Annotated in this window: 19 protein-coding genes; 6 read left to right on the top strand and 13 right to left on the bottom strand. The window is 60.4% G+C overall.

Going from position 1 to position 18,932, the window contains the following annotated elements:
* Positions 1-3 precede the first annotated feature (3 nt).
* From HF675_RS11390 to HF675_RS11370, 5 genes are all read right to left on the bottom strand, one after another.
* A complete protein-coding gene (locus HF675_RS11390; protein WP_105231294.1) occupies positions 4-1,044 on the bottom strand; it encodes an oxidoreductase in 1,041 nt (346 codons plus the stop codon).
* A gap of 79 nt (positions 1,045-1,123) precedes the next feature.
* The gene (gene araC / locus HF675_RS11385; RefSeq protein ID WP_105231295.1) at positions 1,124-2,053 is read right to left on the bottom strand and encodes an arabinose operon transcriptional regulator AraC; all 930 of its coding nucleotides are present in this window, start codon (positions 2,051-2,053) and stop codon (positions 1,124-1,126) included.
* Positions 2,054-2,121: 68 nt separating this feature from the next.
* Positions 2,122-3,105: an L-arabinose ABC transporter permease AraH gene (araH, locus tag HF675_RS11380; RefSeq protein WP_105231296.1), complete on the bottom strand. Its 984-nt coding sequence runs from the start codon at positions 3,103-3,105 to the stop codon at positions 2,122-2,124.
* 17 nt (positions 3,106-3,122) lie between these two features.
* Positions 3,123-4,658 (bottom strand): L-arabinose ABC transporter ATP-binding protein AraG, encoded by a 1,536-nt coding sequence (gene araG, locus HF675_RS11375; RefSeq protein ID WP_187044621.1) that lies wholly within the window; start codon positions 4,656-4,658, stop codon positions 3,123-3,125.
* 60 nt (positions 4,659-4,718) lie between these two features.
* Complete coding sequence (locus tag HF675_RS11370; protein WP_105231298.1) at positions 4,719-5,702, bottom strand: arabinose ABC transporter substrate-binding protein; 984 nt, start codon at positions 5,700-5,702, stop codon at positions 4,719-4,721.
* A 367-nt stretch (positions 5,703-6,069) separates the two neighbouring features.
* Between HF675_RS11370 and HF675_RS11365 the strand changes: the two genes are divergently transcribed.
* Positions 6,070-7,764 (top strand): ribulokinase, encoded by a 1,695-nt coding sequence (locus HF675_RS11365; protein ID WP_187044620.1) that lies wholly within the window; start codon positions 6,070-6,072, stop codon positions 7,762-7,764.
* Between the two features lie 24 nt (positions 7,765-7,788).
* Positions 7,789-9,291, top strand: a complete 1,503-nt coding sequence (gene araA / locus HF675_RS11360) for an L-arabinose isomerase (protein ID WP_187044619.1) — start codon at positions 7,789-7,791, stop codon at positions 9,289-9,291.
* 187 nt (positions 9,292-9,478) lie between these two features.
* On the opposite strand, the gene kdgT is transcribed toward araA, so the two are convergent.
* Both kdgT and fsa read right to left on the bottom strand, forming a co-directional pair.
* Entirely contained in the window at positions 9,479-10,462 is a 984-nt protein-coding gene (kdgT, locus tag HF675_RS11355; protein WP_187044618.1) for a 2-keto-3-deoxygluconate transporter, read from the bottom strand.
* Positions 10,463-10,691: 229 nt separating this feature from the next.
* Positions 10,692-11,357 (bottom strand): fructose-6-phosphate aldolase, encoded by a 666-nt coding sequence (gene fsa / locus HF675_RS11350; protein ID WP_105233372.1) that lies wholly within the window; start codon positions 11,355-11,357, stop codon positions 10,692-10,694.
* A 173-nt stretch (positions 11,358-11,530) separates the two neighbouring features.
* On the opposite strand from fsa, the gene HF675_RS11345 reads away from it, so the two are divergent.
* The gene (locus HF675_RS11345; RefSeq protein WP_105231302.1) at positions 11,531-12,277 is read left to right on the top strand and encodes a DNA-binding transcriptional regulator YciT; all 747 of its coding nucleotides are present in this window, start codon (positions 11,531-11,533) and stop codon (positions 12,275-12,277) included.
* A 10-nt stretch (positions 12,278-12,287) separates the two neighbouring features.
* On the opposite strand, the gene araD is transcribed toward HF675_RS11345, so the two are convergent.
* Positions 12,288-12,983 carry an L-ribulose-5-phosphate 4-epimerase gene (gene araD, locus HF675_RS11340; protein ID WP_105231303.1) on the bottom strand — a complete coding sequence of 232 codons (696 nt, stop codon included), beginning with the start codon at positions 12,981-12,983 and terminating at the stop codon, positions 12,288-12,290.
* Positions 12,984-13,426: 443 nt separating this feature from the next.
* On the opposite strand from araD, the gene osmB reads away from it, so the two are divergent.
* Positions 13,427-13,645, top strand: a complete 219-nt coding sequence (osmB, locus tag HF675_RS11335) for an osmotically-inducible lipoprotein OsmB (RefSeq protein WP_015672500.1) — start codon at positions 13,427-13,429, stop codon at positions 13,643-13,645.
* Between the two features lie 185 nt (positions 13,646-13,830).
* Here osmB and yciH read toward each other — a convergent pair whose 3' ends face one another.
* Both yciH and pyrF read right to left on the bottom strand, forming a co-directional pair.
* Positions 13,831-14,157, bottom strand: a complete 327-nt coding sequence (gene yciH / locus HF675_RS11330) for a stress response translation initiation inhibitor YciH (protein WP_054307362.1) — start codon at positions 14,155-14,157, stop codon at positions 13,831-13,833.
* Between the two features lie 13 nt (positions 14,158-14,170).
* On the bottom strand, positions 14,171-14,899 hold the full coding sequence (gene pyrF / locus HF675_RS11325) for an orotidine-5'-phosphate decarboxylase (protein ID WP_105231304.1): 729 nt from the start codon (positions 14,897-14,899) through the stop codon (positions 14,171-14,173).
* 275 nt (positions 14,900-15,174) lie between these two features.
* On the opposite strand from pyrF, the gene HF675_RS11320 reads away from it, so the two are divergent.
* Positions 15,175-15,456, top strand: coding sequence for an Arc family DNA-binding protein (locus HF675_RS11320; RefSeq protein WP_187044617.1), 282 nt, complete (start codon positions 15,175-15,177; stop codon positions 15,454-15,456).
* Positions 15,457-15,497: 41 nt separating this feature from the next.
* Here HF675_RS11320 and lapB read toward each other — a convergent pair whose 3' ends face one another.
* The 3 genes from lapB to pgpB form a co-directional block, all read right to left on the bottom strand.
* Positions 15,498-16,670 (bottom strand): lipopolysaccharide assembly protein LapB, encoded by a 1,173-nt coding sequence (lapB, locus tag HF675_RS11315; RefSeq protein WP_105231306.1) that lies wholly within the window; start codon positions 16,668-16,670, stop codon positions 15,498-15,500.
* Positions 16,671-16,676: 6 nt separating this feature from the next.
* On the bottom strand, positions 16,677-16,979 hold the full coding sequence (locus tag HF675_RS11310; RefSeq protein WP_105231307.1) for a LapA family protein: 303 nt from the start codon (positions 16,977-16,979) through the stop codon (positions 16,677-16,679).
* A gap of 291 nt (positions 16,980-17,270) precedes the next feature.
* Entirely contained in the window at positions 17,271-18,035 is a 765-nt protein-coding gene (gene pgpB, locus HF675_RS11305; protein WP_105231308.1) for a phosphatidylglycerophosphatase B, read from the bottom strand.
* 295 nt (positions 18,036-18,330) lie between these two features.
* Here pgpB and ribA point away from each other — a divergent pair, with 295 nt between their 5' ends.
* Positions 18,331-18,924, top strand: a complete 594-nt coding sequence (gene ribA, locus HF675_RS11300; protein ID WP_105231309.1) for a GTP cyclohydrolase II — start codon at positions 18,331-18,333, stop codon at positions 18,922-18,924.
* The last annotated feature ends 8 nt before the right edge of the window (positions 18,925-18,932 follow it).

Raw genomic sequence — 18,932 nt, 5'->3', positions numbered from 1 at the left:
GGGTTAGCTGACCGGCAAAGCGGCCTGCTGTTTGTCCGACTCAATCCCCAGTTCGATCATTTCCATCACGGCGATCGCTTCGGCGGCAGGCACCGGATTGGCGCCGTCGCCGTTAATCGCGTCGCGGATGGCGGCGTAGTAGGCCGGATAGTTGCCGGGCAGCGTCAGCAGCGGCTGTTCCGCCAGCACATCATCACGTGACAGCGTCACCACACCGTCGCGCATATCATAGCCCCAGTCGGCCTGCGGCAGCCGTTCGCCGGCCTTCAGCCGGTCTTCCTGCGGGTCCAGGCCATATTTGATATAGCTGCCCTGGGTGCCGTGCACGATATAACGCGGGCCTTCCGCCGCTGCCAGCATGGAAGCATGCAGCACCACGCGCCGTTTGCCGTACTGCAGCAGCGCGTGGAAATAGTCCACCGACTGCGAGCCGGGCCGCAGCTGGCCCAGATCGACAAACAGCGTCTGCGGTTTGCCGAATAGCTGCAGCGCCTGATCGATCAGGTGCGGCCCCAGATCGTACCAGATGCCGCTGCCCGCGCCGCCCTGTTCGCGCCAGCGCTGGCGCACCTGCGGCCGGAAGCGGTCAAAGTGCGATTCAAAGTAGACCACGTCCCCCAGCGAACCTTCCTGCAGCAGCGTTTTCAAGGTCAGAAAATCGCTGTCCCAGCGGCGGTTATGGAATACCGACAGCAGCAGGCCACGCTGCTGCGCCTGCTGCTGCAGCGCACGTGCCTGTGACAACGTCACGGTAAACGGTTTATCCACCACCACGTGCTTGCCCGCCGCCAGCGCCTGCTGCGCCAGCGGATAGTGGGTATCGTTCGGAGTGGGAATGACGATCAGATCCAGTGAGGGGTCGTTGAACAGCGCCTGAGGTTCGCTGACTACCGGCAGCGCCGGCCAGTCGGCGTGCACCTTGCCGGCGTCGCTGCTGACCACCGCCGCCAGTTCCAGGCCCGGCGTGCCGGCAATCAGCGGCGCATGAAAGGTCTTGCTGGCGTAGCCGTAGCCCACCAGCCCAACGCGAAGAGTTTCAGCCATGGTGTTTCCTCTGCAAGGCCAGTTATCACCCTGTGATTTGACACCATGATGCCGGACGGAACAAGAAGTAAATTAAATGTTAATCTGCAGCCGCAACGCCCGGGTTGTTCCAGGCCCGTTCGCGGCCTCGTTGCGCCGGATAATTAATCTCCACGCTGCGGCGACGAAAGTCGCTGGGGCTGACCCCGACGCGCTTGCGAAACACCCGCGAGAAGTAAAGCTGGTCGTCATAGCCCACCACGCGGCCAATGGCGGCGATCGACTCCTGAGTGGTCTGCAGCAGCAGTTTGGCGCGGATCACCCGCTGGTCTTCGCGCCAGCGCAGAATATTGATGCCCACCTGCTCGCGGAACAGGTGCGCCAGCCGCGACGGCGACAGGCAGACGTGGCGCGCCACCTCCTCAATACGCAGCTCCCCCGCCAGATTGCCGGTAATAAACTGACAGGCTTCAATCACCCGCGGGTCCATAATTTTCTGCGGGCTGAGCGGGTCTTCTTCCATCGCGCGCAGCAGCAGACGCTCCAGCAGGTTCATGCTCATCTCTTCCGCCAGCCGCCTGCCGGAACGCTGCGTCTGCTCGATATTGGCGAACAGGCGGTCGAACTCCTGCAGCAGCTGGCCGTTGGGCAGCGTCAGCCGTCCGACCTGATGATTCTTACTGTGCCATTCCAGCCAGTCGGCCCAGTAGGCGCGCGGGCGGAAATAGACCCAGCGATGGTGCCAGCAGTCGCTCTCCGGCGAGCGGCCGTAATAGTGCGCCGCCTTCGGCGGAAACAGCAGCAGATCGCCGGGATTGCAGTACAGCGTCTCCTCGCCGTCAAACACCTTGCCCTGACCCTTGATGGTCAGATTGAGGATGTAGCCCTTCATGCCGCCCGGCCGGTCGATAAAGAAATCCAACGGCCCTTCCGCCATAATCGGCGTCAGGCCGGCCACCAGGTAGGCGTTAAAACTGTAGCCCGGCATCAGCGGGTCTGACTGGGATTCCTGCGCCATACGATGGTACATCTGGCCTCCATAATACTCGGTTATCCTGCCGCGCTGCCGGCCCTGCGCCGACAACGCGATAGCGTGCCTTAAACGGTACGTTTGCTCTGCTGTTTGTAGCGGTCGAAAATCACCGCCGCCAGCAGGATCGCTCCGCGCACCACGTACTGCGAGAACGGTGAGATATTCAGCAGGTTCATGGCGTTTTCCACCGTGCCGAGAATCAGTATCCCGGCAATCACGTACGAAATCTTGCCGATGCCGCCCTTCAGCGAAACGCCGCCCAGCACGCAGGCGGAGATCACAATCAGCTCATAGCCGATCGAGGTCATCGGCTGGCCGCTGGTCATGCGCGACGCCAGAATAATGCCCGCCGCGGCGGACACCAGCCCGGACAGCACGAAGATGATGATTTTGGTGCGCACCACCGGCACCCCGGCCAGGCGCGCCGCCTCTTCATTGCCGCCGATCGCCAGCGTGTTGCGGCCGAAAGTGGTTTTATTCAGCAGGAAACCGAACAGGATCAGGCAGCCGATGGTGATCCAGATTGGCGCCGGCACCCCCAGCCAGTTGGCGTAGCCGAGGGCGAAGAAGCGTTCATCCTCAATCCCCACCGCCTTGCCGTCGGAAATGATATACGCCAGGCCGCGGAAGATTTGCATGGTCGCCAGCGTGGTGATCAGCGCGTTGATTTTCAGCCGCGCAATCACAAAGCCGTTAATCAGGCCGGAGGCTACGCCCAGCAGCAGCCCGGCGCCGACGCCGATCCACAGGCTTTCGCTCATATTGATCACCACCGCCGTGGTCACCCCGGCGCAGGCGATCACCGACGCCACCGACAGGTCAAAATCGCCGGAGGCCAGGCAGAACAGCATGCCGCAGGCCACCATGCCGGACATGGAGATCGCCAGCCCCAGCCCTTTCATATTGATAAATGAGCCGAAGTTAGGCACCAGCAGTACGCAGGCCAGGAACAGCACCGCGAAGACCACCAGCATGCCGTAGCTGTCCCAGATGCGCGACAGCCCCAGGCTGCCACGGTTTTTTACCGAATTGGTCGTTAGGGTCGACATCTTTTTCTCCTCCACGGTCAGGCCACCGCCGCCGCGGCATCAGGGGTAATATCGGGGGTGCGCAGCATCGCCAGGCTGAGCGCCTGTTCCTCGCTGGCCTCATCGTGCGCCAGTTCGCCGGAAATCGCGCCTTCGCGCATCACCACGATGCGGTCCGCCAGCCCCAGCACTTCGGGCAGATCGCTGGAGGCAAACAGCACCGCGATGCCCTGCTGCGCCAGCTGGTAAATCACGTTATAGATTTCATGCTTGGCGCCAACGTCAATGCCGCGCGTCGGCTCGTCGAGCATCATCACTTTCATCTCCTCCGACAGCCAGCGGCCAAGGATCGCCTTCTGCTGGTTGCCGCCGGAGAGGTTCATAATCAGCTGTTCGGCGCTGGGGGTTTTGATATTGAGCGAACGGATATGCTGCTCCGCGTTGCGGTTTTCCCAGGCGTTGTCGAGCAGGCAGCCCGCCCGCAGGCTTTTGCGCCGCGCGCTGATATTGATATTGTCGCGCACCGAGTGCACCGGGATGATGCCGTCGGCTTTGCGGTCTTCCGGGCACAGCATGATGCCGGCGCGGATGGCGTCGATCGGCGAGCGGATGGTCAGCGGCGCGCCGTCCAGCGTCAACCGGCCGCCGCCGACGCGCGTGGCGCCGAAAATGCCTTTCATCAGTTCGCTGCGCCCGGCGCCCACCAGCCCGAACAGGCCGACGATCTCGCCGGCGCGCACGCTGAGGCTGATCGGCGTTTTCACTCCGGCCGCCTGCAGATTATCCAGCTGCAGCCGCACCGGGCCGTGTTCACGCGGCTGATAGCCGTAAATATCCCCCAGATCGCGGCCGACCATCGCCTGCACCAGCCGCTCGTGATCTACCTGACTCATATCGTCAAAGGTACGCACGTAGCGCCCGTCTTTGAATACCGTGATGGCATCGCTGAGGGCGAAGATCTCCTCCATACGGTGGGACACGTACAGAATGACCCGCCCTTCGGCGCGCAGTTCGCGGATCACCCGGAACAGGTGTTCAATCTCGCGCGCCGACAGTGAGCTGGTCGGCTCATCAAAGGCGATAATCTTGGCGTTGCGCGCCAGCGCCTTGGCGATCTCCACCATCTGCCACTGGCCGATGGAGAGGTATTTCAGCGGCGTATCCGGGTCAATATCCAGCCCGAGATGCTCCAGCTGCAGCCGCGCCTCATAGCGCAGCAGTTTACGATCCACCAGGCCGCGCCTGCTGGGCAACTGCCCCAGGTAGATATTCTCGGCCACCGTCATTTCCGGCACCAGATGCAGCTCCTGATAGATAATCGCCACGCCGGCGTCCAGCGCCTCGGTGGTGGCGTTAAAACGCACCGGCTGTCCCTGCAGTAAGATCTCCCCCTGGCTGGGGGCGTAGTTGCCGCTGAGGATCTTCAGCAGCGTGGATTTGCCGGCGCCGTTCTCACCCATCAGCGCGTGAATTTGCCCGGCCTGACAGCTAAAACTGATATCGTCCAGCGCCTTGACGCCGGGGAAGGTTTTGCCGATGCCGCGGAAGGCCAGATAAGGCGTGCTGGCGGTCATAATGCTTTCCTCATGGCTTGCGAAAACACGCCGCCCGGCGTAAACCGGGCGGCTCAGGCATTACATCAGGCCTTTTTTCTGCAGTTCGGTTTTAAAGTTGTCGCGGGTGATCAGCACCACGTCGGTCACTTCGGTAAACTTCTGCGGTTCAACGTCTTTCGCAACCCAGTCATGCAGCATCTGGATACTCTTATAGCCGTGGATATCCGGGCTTGGCAGCAGCGAGCCGTAGAAGCCGGTGGCCTGCCCCTTGGAGAGTTCGCTGACGGCGTCAACGCCGTTGATGCCGATGCCGATCACGTCCGCCGCCTTGAAGCCCTGGCCCTCGGTGGCGCGCACGCCGCCCAGCACGGTGTTGTCGTTCATGCCGATAATCAGCCAGTGTTTCACCTTCGGATGCTGTACCAGCATGGAGTTGGCTGCGTCAAAGGCGCCGGGGATATCGTTGGATTTGGTCGGCACCTGATAGATCTGTTTTTCCGGGAAGCCGGCGGCCTTCAGAGCGTCCATTGAGCCGGTGGTGCGGCGGCGCGCGGTATCCAGCTCGTTGGCGGTAATCGCCATCACGCCGGTTTCTGCCGCGTTCCAGCCGCGCTTGTTCATCTCCTTCCACAGCTCCTGCCCCTGCCGCTCGCCGATTTTGCTGGCCGCCATCATCACCAGCGGTACGCTGTCCATCGGTTTGCCTTTGGCAGTGACGAACTGATCGTCAACGGCAATGACTTTCAGGTCATAGCTGCGCGCTTTGGCGACGATCGCCGAACCCAGTTTCGGATCCGGCGTACAGATTACAAACCCTTTGGCGCCGCTGGCCGCCAGACTGTCAATGGCGTTCAGGGTTTTTTCGCCGTCCGGCACCGCGATTTTTATCACTTCAAAGCCGAGGTCCTTACCGGCTTTATCGGCAAATTTCCATTCGGTCTGGAACCACGGCTCCTCCGGCTGTTTCACCAGAAAGCCCAGTTTCATGGTTTCGGCAATAGCTGATTGTGACATAACCGCCGCCAGTCCTATCGCCGCCAGCGCCTTAGTGAATTTATGCATAGTGCTCTCCGCTGTGTGGTTCTCCCCGGCGCTGAAAATCTCGCGCAGTGAAAACGTTCTCATTAGGGTATTTTCGGTTGCCTCATCGGTAAGGCGCTTATTGGCGCGCCCTGCCCGGCGTCGGCATGCAGACCGGATAAGTTTTAGCGGTTATTTGTTAATGAAATGTAGAGCGCTATCACATCCAGAGATAACAGCAGACAAGTCCATATATTTAGCCGATTCAGTCTGTCGCCAACTTTTGATAGCCATCACAAAATCGCTGCGGGAAGCAGAAATGTGCATACATCCAGCCAACGTATCCTCACCGGCCCGCCCGGCGCGCTTTTATGGTGATAGCCGTCCTTTTTAATCAGGAGTCACTATCATGACGGCAGACGCAATCGCCCTGGGACTGGACTTCGGCAGCGACTCGGTGCGCGTATTGGCGGTAGATTGCCGCAGCGGCGAGGAGCTGGATACCGAAGTGGCCTATTACCCGCGCTGGCAGCGCGGCGACTACTGCGACGCGGCGCAGAATCAGTTCCGCCATCACCCGCGCGACTATATCGACGCCATGGAACAGGCGATTGTCGCGCTGGTGCAGCGTATGACGCCGCCGCAGCGTCAGAGCGTGATCGGCATCGGCGTCGATTCCACCGGCTCTACGCCGGCGCCAATCGACGAACATGGCCAGGTGCTGGCGCTGCGGCCGGAGTTCGCCGATAACCCGAACGCCATGTTTGTCCTGTGGAAAGATCATACGGCGATCGATGAGGCGGAGGCGATCAACCGCCTGTGCCGCAGCGGCGAGTTTGCGGATTACACCCGCTATATCGGCGGCGTTTACTCATCGGAATGGTTCTGGGCCAAGATCCTGCACGTCTCACGCCAGGATGCGGCGGTGCGCCGGGCGGCGGCCTCCTGGGTAGAGCTGTGCGACTGGGTGCCGGCGCTGTTGTCCGGCACTACGGCGCCGCAGCACCTTATCCGCGGACGCTGCAGCGTCGGCCACAAAACGCTGTGGCACCCGGACTGGGGCGGCCTGCCGCCGCGGGCGTTCTTCGCCGCGCTGGATCCGCTGCTGGTTGACTGTCTGCCCTATCCGCTGTTTGAAGAAACCCGGACCGCCGAACAGCCGGTCGGCACGCTGAGCGCCGAGTGGGCGCAGCGGCTCGGCCTGTCGCCGCAGGTGGTGTTGTCCGGCGGCGCGTTCGACTGCCATATGGGCGCGGTGGGCGCCGGCGCCCGTCCCCATACGCTGGTCAAAGTGATTGGCACCTCTACCTGCGATATTTTGCTGGCCGAGCCTCAGCGCGTCGGCGACCGGGCGATCGCCGGCATCTGCGGCCAGGTCGACGGCAGCGTGGTGCCTGGGCTGATCGGCATGGAGGCGGGCCAATCGGCATTCGGCGACATGTACGCCTGGTTCGGCCGCCTGCTGAGCTGGCCGCTGCGCGAAGCCGCCCGCAGCCGGCCGGAGCTGCAGCCGCAGCTGGCGCAGATTGAACAGCAGCTGCTGACGACGCTGACCGACGCCTGGGCCGCCAATCCTTCTTTGGAACATCTGCCGGTGGTGCTGGACTGGTTCAACGGCCGCCGCACGCCGTATGCCAACCAGCGCCTGCAGGGAGTGATCGGCGATCTTAATCTCGGTACCGACGCGCCGACGCTGTTCGGCGGCCTGATCGCCGCCACCGCCTTTGGCGCACGCGCCATTATGGAGTGCTTTGAGCAGCAGGATATTCCGGTGGAAAACGTGCTGGCGCTGGGCGGTATCGCCCGTAAATCGCCGACCATCATGCAAGCCTGCGCCGATGTGATGAACCGCCCGCTGCAGATTGTCGCCTCCGATCAGTGCTGCGCGCTGGGGGCGGCGATTTTCGCCGCCGTCGCCGCCGGACGGCATGCCGATATCCCGACGGCACAGCGCCATATGGCCTGCGGCCTGGAGCGCACCCTGCAGCCCGACCCGCAGCGCGTAGCGCGCTACCAACAGCTTTATCAACGCTATCAACAGTGGTGTCAGGCCGCCGAACCGCGCTATGCCGCGCCGGCATCATGCCCTGACCATGCCCAATAACCGCCAACCGACCTGGAGTTTCTGATGGACGTATTTACACAACGCGAAGTCTGGTTTGTCATCGGCAGCCAGCACCTGTATGGCCCGCAAACCCTGCAGCAGGTGAAACAACACGCCGAACAGGTGGTTAACAGCCTTAATCAGGACGCCGGCCTGCCGGTGAAACTGGTGTTAAAACCCCTGCTCACCACGCCGGATGAAATCAGCGCCGTCTGCCGCGACGCCAACTATCAGCAGGCCTGCATCGGTATTATCACCTGGCTGCACACCTTCTCGCCGGCCAAGATGTGGATCGCCGGTCTGTCAATCCTCAGCAAGCCGCTGCTGCAGTTCCATACCCAGTTCAACGCCGAGGTGCCGTGGGACAGTATGGATATGGACTTTATGAACCTGAACCAGACCGCGCACGGCGGCCGCGAGTTCGGCTTTATCGGCGCACGCATGCGCCAGCAGCACAGTGTGATCACCGGCCACTGGCAGGATAAGCAGGCTCATCAGCGCATTGCGCAGTGGATGCGCGTCGCCGCCGCGCGTCAGGAGAGTCAGCAGCTGAAGGTCGCGCGCTTTGGCGACAATATGCGTCAGGTGGCCGTGACCGAAGGGGATAAGGTCGGCGCGCAGATTCAGTTCGGCTATGAGGTCAACGCGCACGGCATCGGCGACCTGGTCAGCGTGATTAACGAGGTCGGCAACGGCGAGGTGGACGCGCTGATCGACGACTATGAAGCCAGCTACACGCTGAGCGAGGCGGTCACCCTGCACGGCGCCAAGCGGCAGAACCTGCTGGACGCCGCACGTATCGAACTGGGGATGCAGCGTTTCCTGCAACAGGGCGGTTACCACGCCTTCACCACCAACTTTGAAGATCTGCACGGCATGCGGCAGTTGCCGGGGCTGGCGGTGCAGCGCCTGATGCAGCAGGGCTACGGCTTCGGCGGCGAAGGCGACTGGAAAACCGCCGCGCTGCTGCGCATTCTGAAAGTGATGGCCGACGGACTGCAAGGCGGCACCTCCTTTATGGAGGACTATACCTATCACTTCCAGCCAGGCAATGATTTGGTGATCGGTTCTCATATGCTGGAGGTCTGCCCGTCGATTGCCGAGCAGAAACCGCTGCTGGACGTGCAGCCGCTCGGCATCGGTGGTAAAGACGATCCGGCGCGGCTGATCTTCTCCACCCCGGCCGGGCCGGCGGTCAACGCCAGCCTGATCGACATGGGCGACCGCTTCCGTCTGCTGGTGAATCAGGTCGATACCATAGAGCAGCCGCACCCGCTGCCGAAGCTGCCGGTGGCGCGCGCCATCTGGCGGGCGCAGCCGTCGCTCGCCACCGCCGCCGAAGCCTGGATCCTCGGCGGCGGCGCTCACCATACGGTGTTCTCACAGGCGCTGAGCGCCGACTACCTGCGTTTATATGCAGAGATGCACAACATTGAGTTTCTGCTGATTGATAATGAGACGACGCTGCCGGTATTCAAGAATGAACTGCGCTGGAATGAAGTGTATTACCAACTGAACCGCCGGTGATTTTTTCACCACACGGTCCGGATGCCGGTCAGGTTCACTGACCGGCATTTCCTGCTCCCCCCGTAGCGTAAACCGTTATAGAGGATATACGTATACCTGCGATGCGGGTCGATATCGGCCCGTCCCTGAGCCGCATCCCTACCGAATCGCCGGCGCACCTGACCTTGCACACCGGCATCAATAACGCTTACTTCACCATCGCGATTTGTTCACGCATCGCCGCTTTCGCCTTTACCCGCCGCGACCAGATCGCGGTCACGATCGGCACCAGAATCGACGTCACAATCACCGAGGTGGCCACCAGCGCGGTCGCCGCTGGCGCCACCGGCTTAAACTGCGGCACCATTTCGGCAATCAGCACCGGCGTCGCCACGGCAGCGCCGGCCGAACTGGAAGCCGCCACGCCGGCGGTGCCGTCGCCGCCGCCAATCAGTTTATCGGCGACGATCAGCGGAATGCCGGTGACGATAATCACCGCGACGCCCAGCAGGATCCCCAGCAGGCCGGTCTGGGCGATAACGCTCAGATCGATGGTGTTGCCGAGCGCGAAGGCAAAAAACGGAATCAGCGTCTGCACCGCTTTGCCAAACAACTCGCGCAGTTCCGGGTCAAGATTGCCCAGCACAAATCCCACCAGGAACGGCAGCACCGCGCCGATAAACACATGGGGTTCAAACGAGGCGATACCGGCGGTACCGAGAATAATCATCGTCATCAGCGGCCCGGATTCCAACGACATCAGCACAAACGCCCCGGCCTCTTCTTTCGTGCCGTACTGCTGCATAATCGACGCGTACAGGCCGCCGTTGGTCATATCCATCGCCGCCACCAGCGCCAGCGTCGACAGCCCGGCAAAGAAGCCGACTTCCACCCCATGTTCCGGCAGCAGGCGCGAGGCCACCGCCGCCACCACCCAGGCGACGGCGATCTTGGTCACCACCAGCGTACCGGATTTGCGCAATACGGTGCCGGTGGCGCTCAGTTTGATCGCCGCCCCCATACAGAAGAACCATACCGCCAGGATCGGCACCGTGCCGGACATCAACCCGTTGGTAAACGAACCGAAATATTTGCCTGCCCCCGGCGCAAAGGTGTGGCAAGCCGCACCGATGAACAACGGCACCAACATCATGCCGCCCGGGATCTTGTCTATCGCACGTTTTATCTGCATCACTCACTCCGTCTGGATGAACTGGTTATAGCAACGCATCGTCGACTGCCGCCTTCCCGGGCCGCTGCGAAACGATTGGGTTATCCACACTAACGGTTCACGACAGGAATAAAAGTGATCGCATGCATAAAATTAAAACGATGTTTTGTTTTTATAGGGCCGCCATTCCAAAATAAAACACAGCGCACAAAAAAGGCGGCAGCTGCCGCCTAGTGACATGGAGGTCTGCTCAGCTCAATACCGTACTGCCAAACGCCGCCTGCCAGTCCTGCTCAAACGTCGCCAGCGCGGCGTCCACCGCCGGCGTGGCGATCAGCTGCTCGGCCACCTCGATCGGCAGCGTTACCGCGCGGCAGCCCGCCAGCATGCACGCCAGCACCTGACGCGGCGTTTTAAAGCTGGCGGCCAATACTTTGGCGTGCGGCGCATGCAGCGTCAGCAGTTGCTGCAGCTCCCGCACCATTTCAAGCGCATCGCCGCCCTGCGCATCGACACGGTTTACGTACGGCGCGACATACTCGGCGCCGGACAGCGCCGCCAGCAGCCCCTGCGTGGCGCCGTACACCGCCGTGCCCAGCGTCGGAATCGACATCGACTGCAGCTTTTTCATCGCCGCCAACCCTTCGCCCGTCGCCGGGATCTTCACAATCAGCCCCGGTACGCGCTGATTCAGCAGCACCGCGTCCGCCACCATCCGCTCCGCATCGTTCGCCATCACCTGTGCAAACAGTTTGCCGGTGCCGCCCAATGCATCACGCAGCGCCGGCAACACCTCCCAAAGCGGCTTGCCTTCTTTAGCGACAATGCTCGGGTTGGTGGTCACCCCCTGTAACGGCAACACCCGCGCCAGACGCTTTACCGCCGTGACATCCGCACTATCGAGGTAAATCTCCATTTCGGACTCCTGCATAGTTATCTGCTGATTCAAACGCCGTTTGCCCTATGCTAAACCAAAAGCGCGCCGCTGACGATGCGAGGGGCTTTAGCGCATTACCCTGCCGACGCAGCATGCTATTATCCCCCCATCTATCTCTTTGAAAACAGGCGCACTCCGCCCATCAGGAGCCTATGAACGCAAGACAACAGAACATTTTGCAATGGGTCAACGAGCGGCGGCGCATCAGCGTCGGCGAACTGGCGCGCGCGTCTGGCGTTTCGGAAGTGACCATCCGGCAGGATCTGAATCTGCTGGAAAAGCGCAGCTATCTAAAGCGCATCCACGGCGCCGCCGTGGCGCTGGAAAGCGATGACGTCGATGCCCGCATGATGTCCAACTTCGTGCTTAAACAGCAGCTGGCGCGCTATGCCGCGTCGCTGGTCAACGACGGCGAAACCATCTTCATCGAGAGCGGCAGCGCCAACGCCCTGCTGGCCCGCTACCTGGCGGAACGCCGGCATATCACGCTGATCACCGTCAGCCATTACATCGCCCATCTGCTGAAAGAGAGCGACTGTGAGGTGATTGTCCTCGGCGGGATGTATCAGAAGCAGAGCGAAACCGTGGTCGGCCCGCTGACGCGCCTGTGCATTCAGCAGGTGCATTTCAGCAAGGCGTTTATCGGTATCGACGGTTATCACGCCGATACCGGCTTTACCGGCCGCGATATGATGCGCGCCGACGTGGTCAACGCCGTACTGGCGAAAGGCGTGGAGAATATCGTGCTGACCGACGCCTCCAAATTCGGCCAGATACAGCCCAACCCGCTGGCGACGCCGCAGCAAATCAGCCGGGTGATCACCGACACGCGGCTGGCGCCGGCCTATCAGCAATTACTGCAGCATCAGGGCGTGCAGCTCGATATGGTGGGCGAATAACGCCCTGCGCTTACTGGCCGTAGTAGGCATGCTTGCCGTGTTTACGCAGGTAGTGCTTATCCAGCAGGGTCGGCTGCATCTGTGGCAGATCGGGCGACAGCTGGCGTGAAAAGATCCCCATATAGGCGATCTCCTCCAGCACCACGGCGTTATGCAGCGCATTAGCGGCGTCCGCGCCCCAGACAAAAGGACCGTGTGAATGCACCAGCACCGCCGGCACCGCGGCGGCGTCCAGCTGACGCTGGCGGAAGGTTTCCACAATCACCTGACCGGTTTCCCACTCATAGCGGCCTTCGATCTCGGCATCGTGCATTTTGCGGGTGCAGGGAATGTCGCCGTAAAAATAATCGGCATGGGTGGTGCCCCAGGCGGGAAGATCCAGACCGGCCTGCGCCCAGATGGTGGCATGGCGGGAATGGGTGTGCACCACGCCGCCGACGTCGTCAAAATTCAGGTACAGCGCGCGGTGCGTTTCGGTATCGGATGACGGCTTTTTGTTGCCTTCCACCACCTTGCCGCTCTCCAGCTCCACTACCACCATATCTTCCAGCGACAGCGCCTCATATTCGACGCCGGACGGTTTGATCACCATCAGCCCCGCCTGGCGATCCACGCCGCTGACGTTGCCCCAGGTAAAGGTGACCAGTCGGTGGCGCGGCAGCGCCAAATTCGCCGCCAGAACCTGTTGTTTTAGCGCGTTAAGCATCGTCTTTCCTCAATTCACCGGCTTTGCCGCTATTGTCAAAGGCGCCGGCGGCAACGGGTATGGGCAAATTGGCTAAAGACAGGCAGCTTTCTGCTGCCGCGGGCAAAGCGTGCGATCGGGCATACTTCGGATTCTGGCGATAGAACACGCCAAAAGTTTCAGAATATTTACCTGCAAATGGAAATGTAACTATTTATACTGAATTACTGCGGCACAACCTGCCGCGTTTTTATCTGCCGGCATGGCGCCGGCGGTTTATTTGCTACTGTATGGGTGTGAATAGCAGGCTTGATGTATGGTTTACGCCTGTGCCCGGCCCCTTTCTGCAGCATACGCTGGCGGCGGCACTCAACGCCGGCGTCAACAAAAAAGCAGCAGGAAAGTGACAGGGTATATACTTACTTAAGGCACTTCCATATAGCCCATGCTAAGGAGAAGTCATTATGATGATCATTAACAAACGTTTTGCTACCGCCGCTCTGGCGATTACGCTGGCATTTTCGCTGAGCGCCTGCTCCAACATGTCCAAGCGCGATCGTAATACCGCTATCGGCGCCGGCGCCGGCGCAGTCGGCGGCGCAGTACTGACCGACGGCAGCGCGTTAGGTACGCTTGGCGGCGCGGCAGTCGGTGGGATCATCGGTCATCAGGTTGGTAAATAACCCGGCGGATGGCGCAGACCGCTGTCGGTAAACCGGCAAAAGCGGCAAGTTTGTAGATAACGAAAAAAATAATTTCAGGTCGCTCTGTTTTGTCTGTGGCTTTTTCCTGCAGTCACCGGGTTCACCACCCAAACACACGATAAGCCATGCCGCAATGCACCACCGCGGCATGGCAATAAATCCGCTTAACCGCCCGCCAGCTTGACCTTCATGCCTTTTGCTTCCAGCAGCTGTTTGAGCAGATCGCGCTTGTCGCCCTGAATTTCGATGACGCCGTCTTTCACCGAACCGCCGCAGCCGCACTTCTTCTTCAGCTCCGCCGCCAGTTTGTCCAGTGCGCCGTCATCCAGATCGAGACCGCTTATCAGGCAAACGCCCTTGCCTTTACGGCCGCTGGTTTGCCGCTGAATGCGTACGATACCGTCGCCGCGCGGACGCTGCGGTTTGGCCTCTTCTTCTTTCACCCGCCCGCCGTCGGTGGAGTAAACCAGCCGGCTATTGCTGTCTTTCATCCTGACCTCCGAATTATCGCAATGATGCGCGGATAGCGGCCAGCGTGGCGGCCGGATCGGCGGATTGGGTAATCGGACGACCGATCACCATATAGTCGACGCCGGCAGCCTGCGCCTCGACCGGCGTCATTACGCGGCGCTGATCGCCGGTCGCGCTGCCCTGCGGGCGGATCCCCGGCGTCACCAGTTGGAACTGGCTGCCGCAGGCGGCTTTCAGCCGCTGCGCTTCCTGTGCGGAACACACCACGCCGTCCAGGCCACAGTCGCGCGTCAGGCGCGCCAGACGTTCCGCCTGCTCCGCCGGGCTGATGTCGATGCCGATCGCGCGCAGGTCTTCCGCCTCCATGCTGGTCAGCACCGTGACGGCAATCAGCAATGGCGCATCGGCGCCATATGGTTGCAGCGCCTCTTTTGCCGCGCTCATCATGCGCGCGCCGCCGCTGGCGTGGACGTTAACCATCCACACGCCCAGCTCGGCCGCCGCCGCCACCGCATGCGCCGTGGTGTTGGGAATATCGTGGAATTTTAAATCGAGGAATACGTCAAAGCCGCGCTGGTGCAGATCGCGCACCAGCTGCGGGCCGAACAGGGTAAACATCTCTTTGCCCACTTTTAAGCGGCAATCCTGCGGGTCGATGCGATCGACAAAGGCTAACGCGGCGTTCTTATCGGCATAATCCAGCGCAACAACGATCGGAGATGATTTTAAGCCATTGTTATTAACGTTACTTTCAGAACTCATTGCTTTTACCCTTTGTAAAATGGACATCGGCCTTCCCCGGAGTACTCCGCAGGGCGAACCCGCAAAAACGGCACGCCGCATTCTACATGCCGGCCGCCGGAAATCCCAGCCGCAAGACGTTAACTGCACGATGTCTGGGCATTCTGCCCCGCACTTCTTTTACCTGCGGAGCCAGCCTCCGCTGACAGGCCCAATATTAAATTTTTGTGACTCACTAGACGGTGTAGCCTGGCTGGATTAGCGTGAAGTCTCCCTATCTCATACAAGGCTGTGACATGAGCGAGATATCTACCCTAACGATAAAAATCCCTCTTGAGCTGAAAGAGAAAGTCAGAGCCGCAGCGCTGGCCGGCGAATGCTCGCTGAGCGCGGAAGTTTGCCAGCGCCTGGCGGACAGTTTCACCACGCCGGCCGCCGGTCAGAAAAAGGCGCAGCGACAGGCGGAGATTGACAGCCAGGAAACCACAGAAGTGGTTGAAGCCCCATTGAGCCAGAAAGAGTTGAGAAAACTGCGGCAGTTGCTGAAGATAAACGTCAAAAGCGGCAAGAAGAAATAGGTCACGCTTAAAAAAACGGGGCGAAAGATTCACCCCGTTTTTTATTGGCCATCCAGACCGCGGATCGGCTTCACCGAAGCCCAGGAGCGGCATGACGGGCAGTGCCAATAGAGCGAATGGGCGGTAAAGCCACACTTATGGCAGCGATAGCGCGGCTTGGTGCGGATCTGTTCTCCGACCATATCGCGCAGCAGCAGCAGGCTCTCCTTCGCACGGCCGTCCTCCGCGTCAGCCAGGTGGTAGTCCATCAGGCGGTAGAACACCAGCATGGTCGGGTGACGCTGCAGCTGACGGTTGATATACACCTGCACCACGTCGCGCCCTTCATGCTGCTCGATCACTTCGGCCAGCATCAGCTCTGCCGTCGCGCCACAGTTCTCCTCCACGCAGCGCTTGAGGAACTCGGCCCAGGCGGCTTCCTGCTGCGGCAGGTGCTGATAGCATTCCTGCAGCATCGGCAAGGTTTCACTCACCAGATCCTTATCCTGATCCAGCACGCGCTTGAGCGACTCCACCGCCTTGGCATACTCGCCCTGCGCCATACAGATGCGGCCGACCATGATCGATACACGGGCGCACTGCTTGTCCGCGGCGGCGGCACGTTTCAGCAGCGACATCGCCTTATCGAGATCGTCGCTGCCCATCGCCTGCAACGCCAACTCACAGTAGAAATGCGCGATTTCGCCGCGCTGTTTGTCTTTACCCAGCTTGACCAAACGCTCGGCTACTTCAATGGCCTTCTGCCAGTCGCTGGTCGCCTGGTGAATCACCAGCAGTTGCTGCAGCGCGGCCAGCCGGAAGTCCTGCTCACCGGTCAACTGGCTGAACATATCCTCAGCGCGGTCATACAGCCCGGCGGCCATGTAGTCGCGCCCCAGTTGCTGAACTGCCAGCAGGCGTTGCTCAAAGGTGAGCGACGAGCTTTCCATCAGCGCCTGGTGAATACGGATAGCGCGGTCGACTTCGCCGCGGGAACGAAACAGGTTACCCAACGTCAGGTGGGCCTCCACGGTGTTGCTGTCCTCTTTCAGCATATCGAGGAACAGATCGACCGCTTTGTCCTGCTGGTTGGAAAGCAGAAAGTTAACCCCGGCCACATATTCACGCGACAGACGGTTGGCTTCCTGCTGTTTATCCTGCTGAGCACTTCTGCGCCCCATGTACCAGCCATAGGCGGCAGCCACGGGCAGCAACAGAAACAGCAGCTCTAACATAGAAGGTTATTCCTTGCTGACAACGGGCTGAGTCACCGGTTCAGCTGGCGTTTCCAGCTGCGACTCCAGCCTTTTTACTTTCCGCTCGGCGCGGCTCAGGGCAAGGCGCGTACGCAGATAAAACAGGCCGCAGATAATCCAGCCAAGTACGAACCCCATGCCGAACAGCGTCGCCAGAAGTGTGGATACCCGGTAATCGCCCTGCGCCACCAGATAATTAAACGTCACAACCTGATCGTTCTGCGCGCCAAGCGTTACGGAAATAACGAAGATCACCAGAACCAGCAAAAAAATAAGTAAATATTTCACATTCTTTCCCGCGATGCCGAGTTTATCGGATGAATTATGCCCAAGGGTGGCGTCCGTAATACATTAAGTTAGCATTTCCCGCAGCAGCAGGGAAACCCTGGCGTGCGATAAATGCATAAAGACGCTGGTATATTCGGCAATAACGACGTCACCGGACACCCAGATGAGAACGCATCTCAAAATAGTGAATTAATAATGAAATGGGGGCGAAAGCGATCAATTACAAGGCGGGGGGATTAATACGTTGGCGACGGGCATTCGTCGCCAACGTGACATCGTCACAACAACGGCCTAACGCCTGTGGCCGCGATGCGCGATCTCCTGCTGTTCTTCCGGCGGCGGCGTCAACGGCCCGAACCAGCGCTGCGCCAGCCAGCAGACGATCGCCACCAGTAATGCGCTGATTAAGGTCGCCACCGCCAGATCGCGCGGCCAGTGCATCCCCAGCAGCAGACGGCTGATCATCACGCCGGCGGCCCAGACCATCAGCACCGCCACGGTTTTATAGTGCCGGCGCGGCCACAGCAGACCAACGCCCAGCAACGCCCAGGTGGCGGCAAACGTGGTATGGCCGGAAGGGAAAGCAAAGCCGGTTTCAAACTGCCAGTGCTTGCGCAGCCACTCCGGCACCAGCGGCTGCCCCTGCAGCTGATCTTTCACCAGCGCCGCGCGCTGCTTACGCTTCAGCGAATAAAAGTGTTCCTCACTGATATTGTGCTGCTGCTCCAGCCACATCACGAACGGTCGCGGCGCCTGCACCTGCTCTTTTATCAGCGATTTTATCCCCTGGCCCACCAGGATCGAGGCCAGCAGCAGCACCATCAGCCCGATCGCCGGTTTAAGACGAAAGCGCAGGCACCACAAAAACCAGGCCGACAACAGCACGCTGGTCAGTATGCCCCACGGCGCGGTGACCGTTTCCGTCATCCAGAACATCACTTTCAGCAGCGCATTATCGCCGCCGGGCTGCCATTGCCAGCCGGTCAGCCAAACGGCCAGCGGTATTAACAACAGCAACAGGGTTCCGCCGGCGGTGCGTTTTGCGATATCAAACATTTTATCATCCCGGTTATGGTTCAGAGCGCAGTGTAACAACCTTGTAATCTCAAGAACATAGCAGACGGCACGGACGCAGGCCGCCAGGCGGAGGAAAGCCCGGCCCCCTATTGCATCAATAGGTGGCGCACGGCGCCGGATGCTGGTTTGCTGAGCACCACTGGGCAAGAAGTTATGGCAGAATAGTCGATAATAAGCCATTAGAATACGCGGCGGCGCGTTTAATGCTGGTCAGGCGTTCATGTCGGACGTACCATGCGTTGCAGCGATTGAATCGAAAGTGTTGGAGAGTAACATGCAGCTTAAACGGGTGGCAGAGGCTAAACTGCCGACACCTTGGGGCGATTTCCTGATGGTGGGTTTTGAAGAACTCGCCACCGGGCACGATCATCTGGCGTTGGTTTTCGGCGATATCAGCGGCGATACGCCGGTGCTGGCGCGCGTACATTCGGAATGTCTGACCGGCGACGCCCTGTTCAGCCTGCGCTGCGACTGCGGTTTCCAACTGGAAGCCGCGCTGGAGCACATTGCCGAAGAAGGCCGCGGCATCCTGCTGTATCACCGCCAGGAAGGCCGCAACATCGGCCTGCTGAACAAAATCCGCGCCTATGCGCTGCAGGACAAAGGCGCCGATACGGTGGAGGCCAATCATCAACTGGGCTTCGCGGCGGATGAGCGTGACTTCACCCTGTGTGCGGACATGTTTAAACTGCTGGGCGTGGATGCGGTGCGTCTGCTGACCAATAACCCGAAAAAGGTGGAGATCCTGAGTGAAGCCGGGATTAACATTGTCGAACGGGTGCCGTTGATCGTCGGCCGCAACCCGAAAAATGAGCGTTATCTGGCGACCAAAGCGGCCAAAATGGGCCATCTGCTGGACCAGAAGTAACCCACGCT

The sequence above is a fragment of the Serratia sp. JUb9 genome (assembly GCF_014298095.1).
GTDB lineage: Bacteria > Pseudomonadota > Gammaproteobacteria > Enterobacterales > Enterobacteriaceae > Serratia_B > Serratia_B rhizosphaerae.
This window is presented reverse-complemented; position numbering and strand designations above follow the sequence as displayed.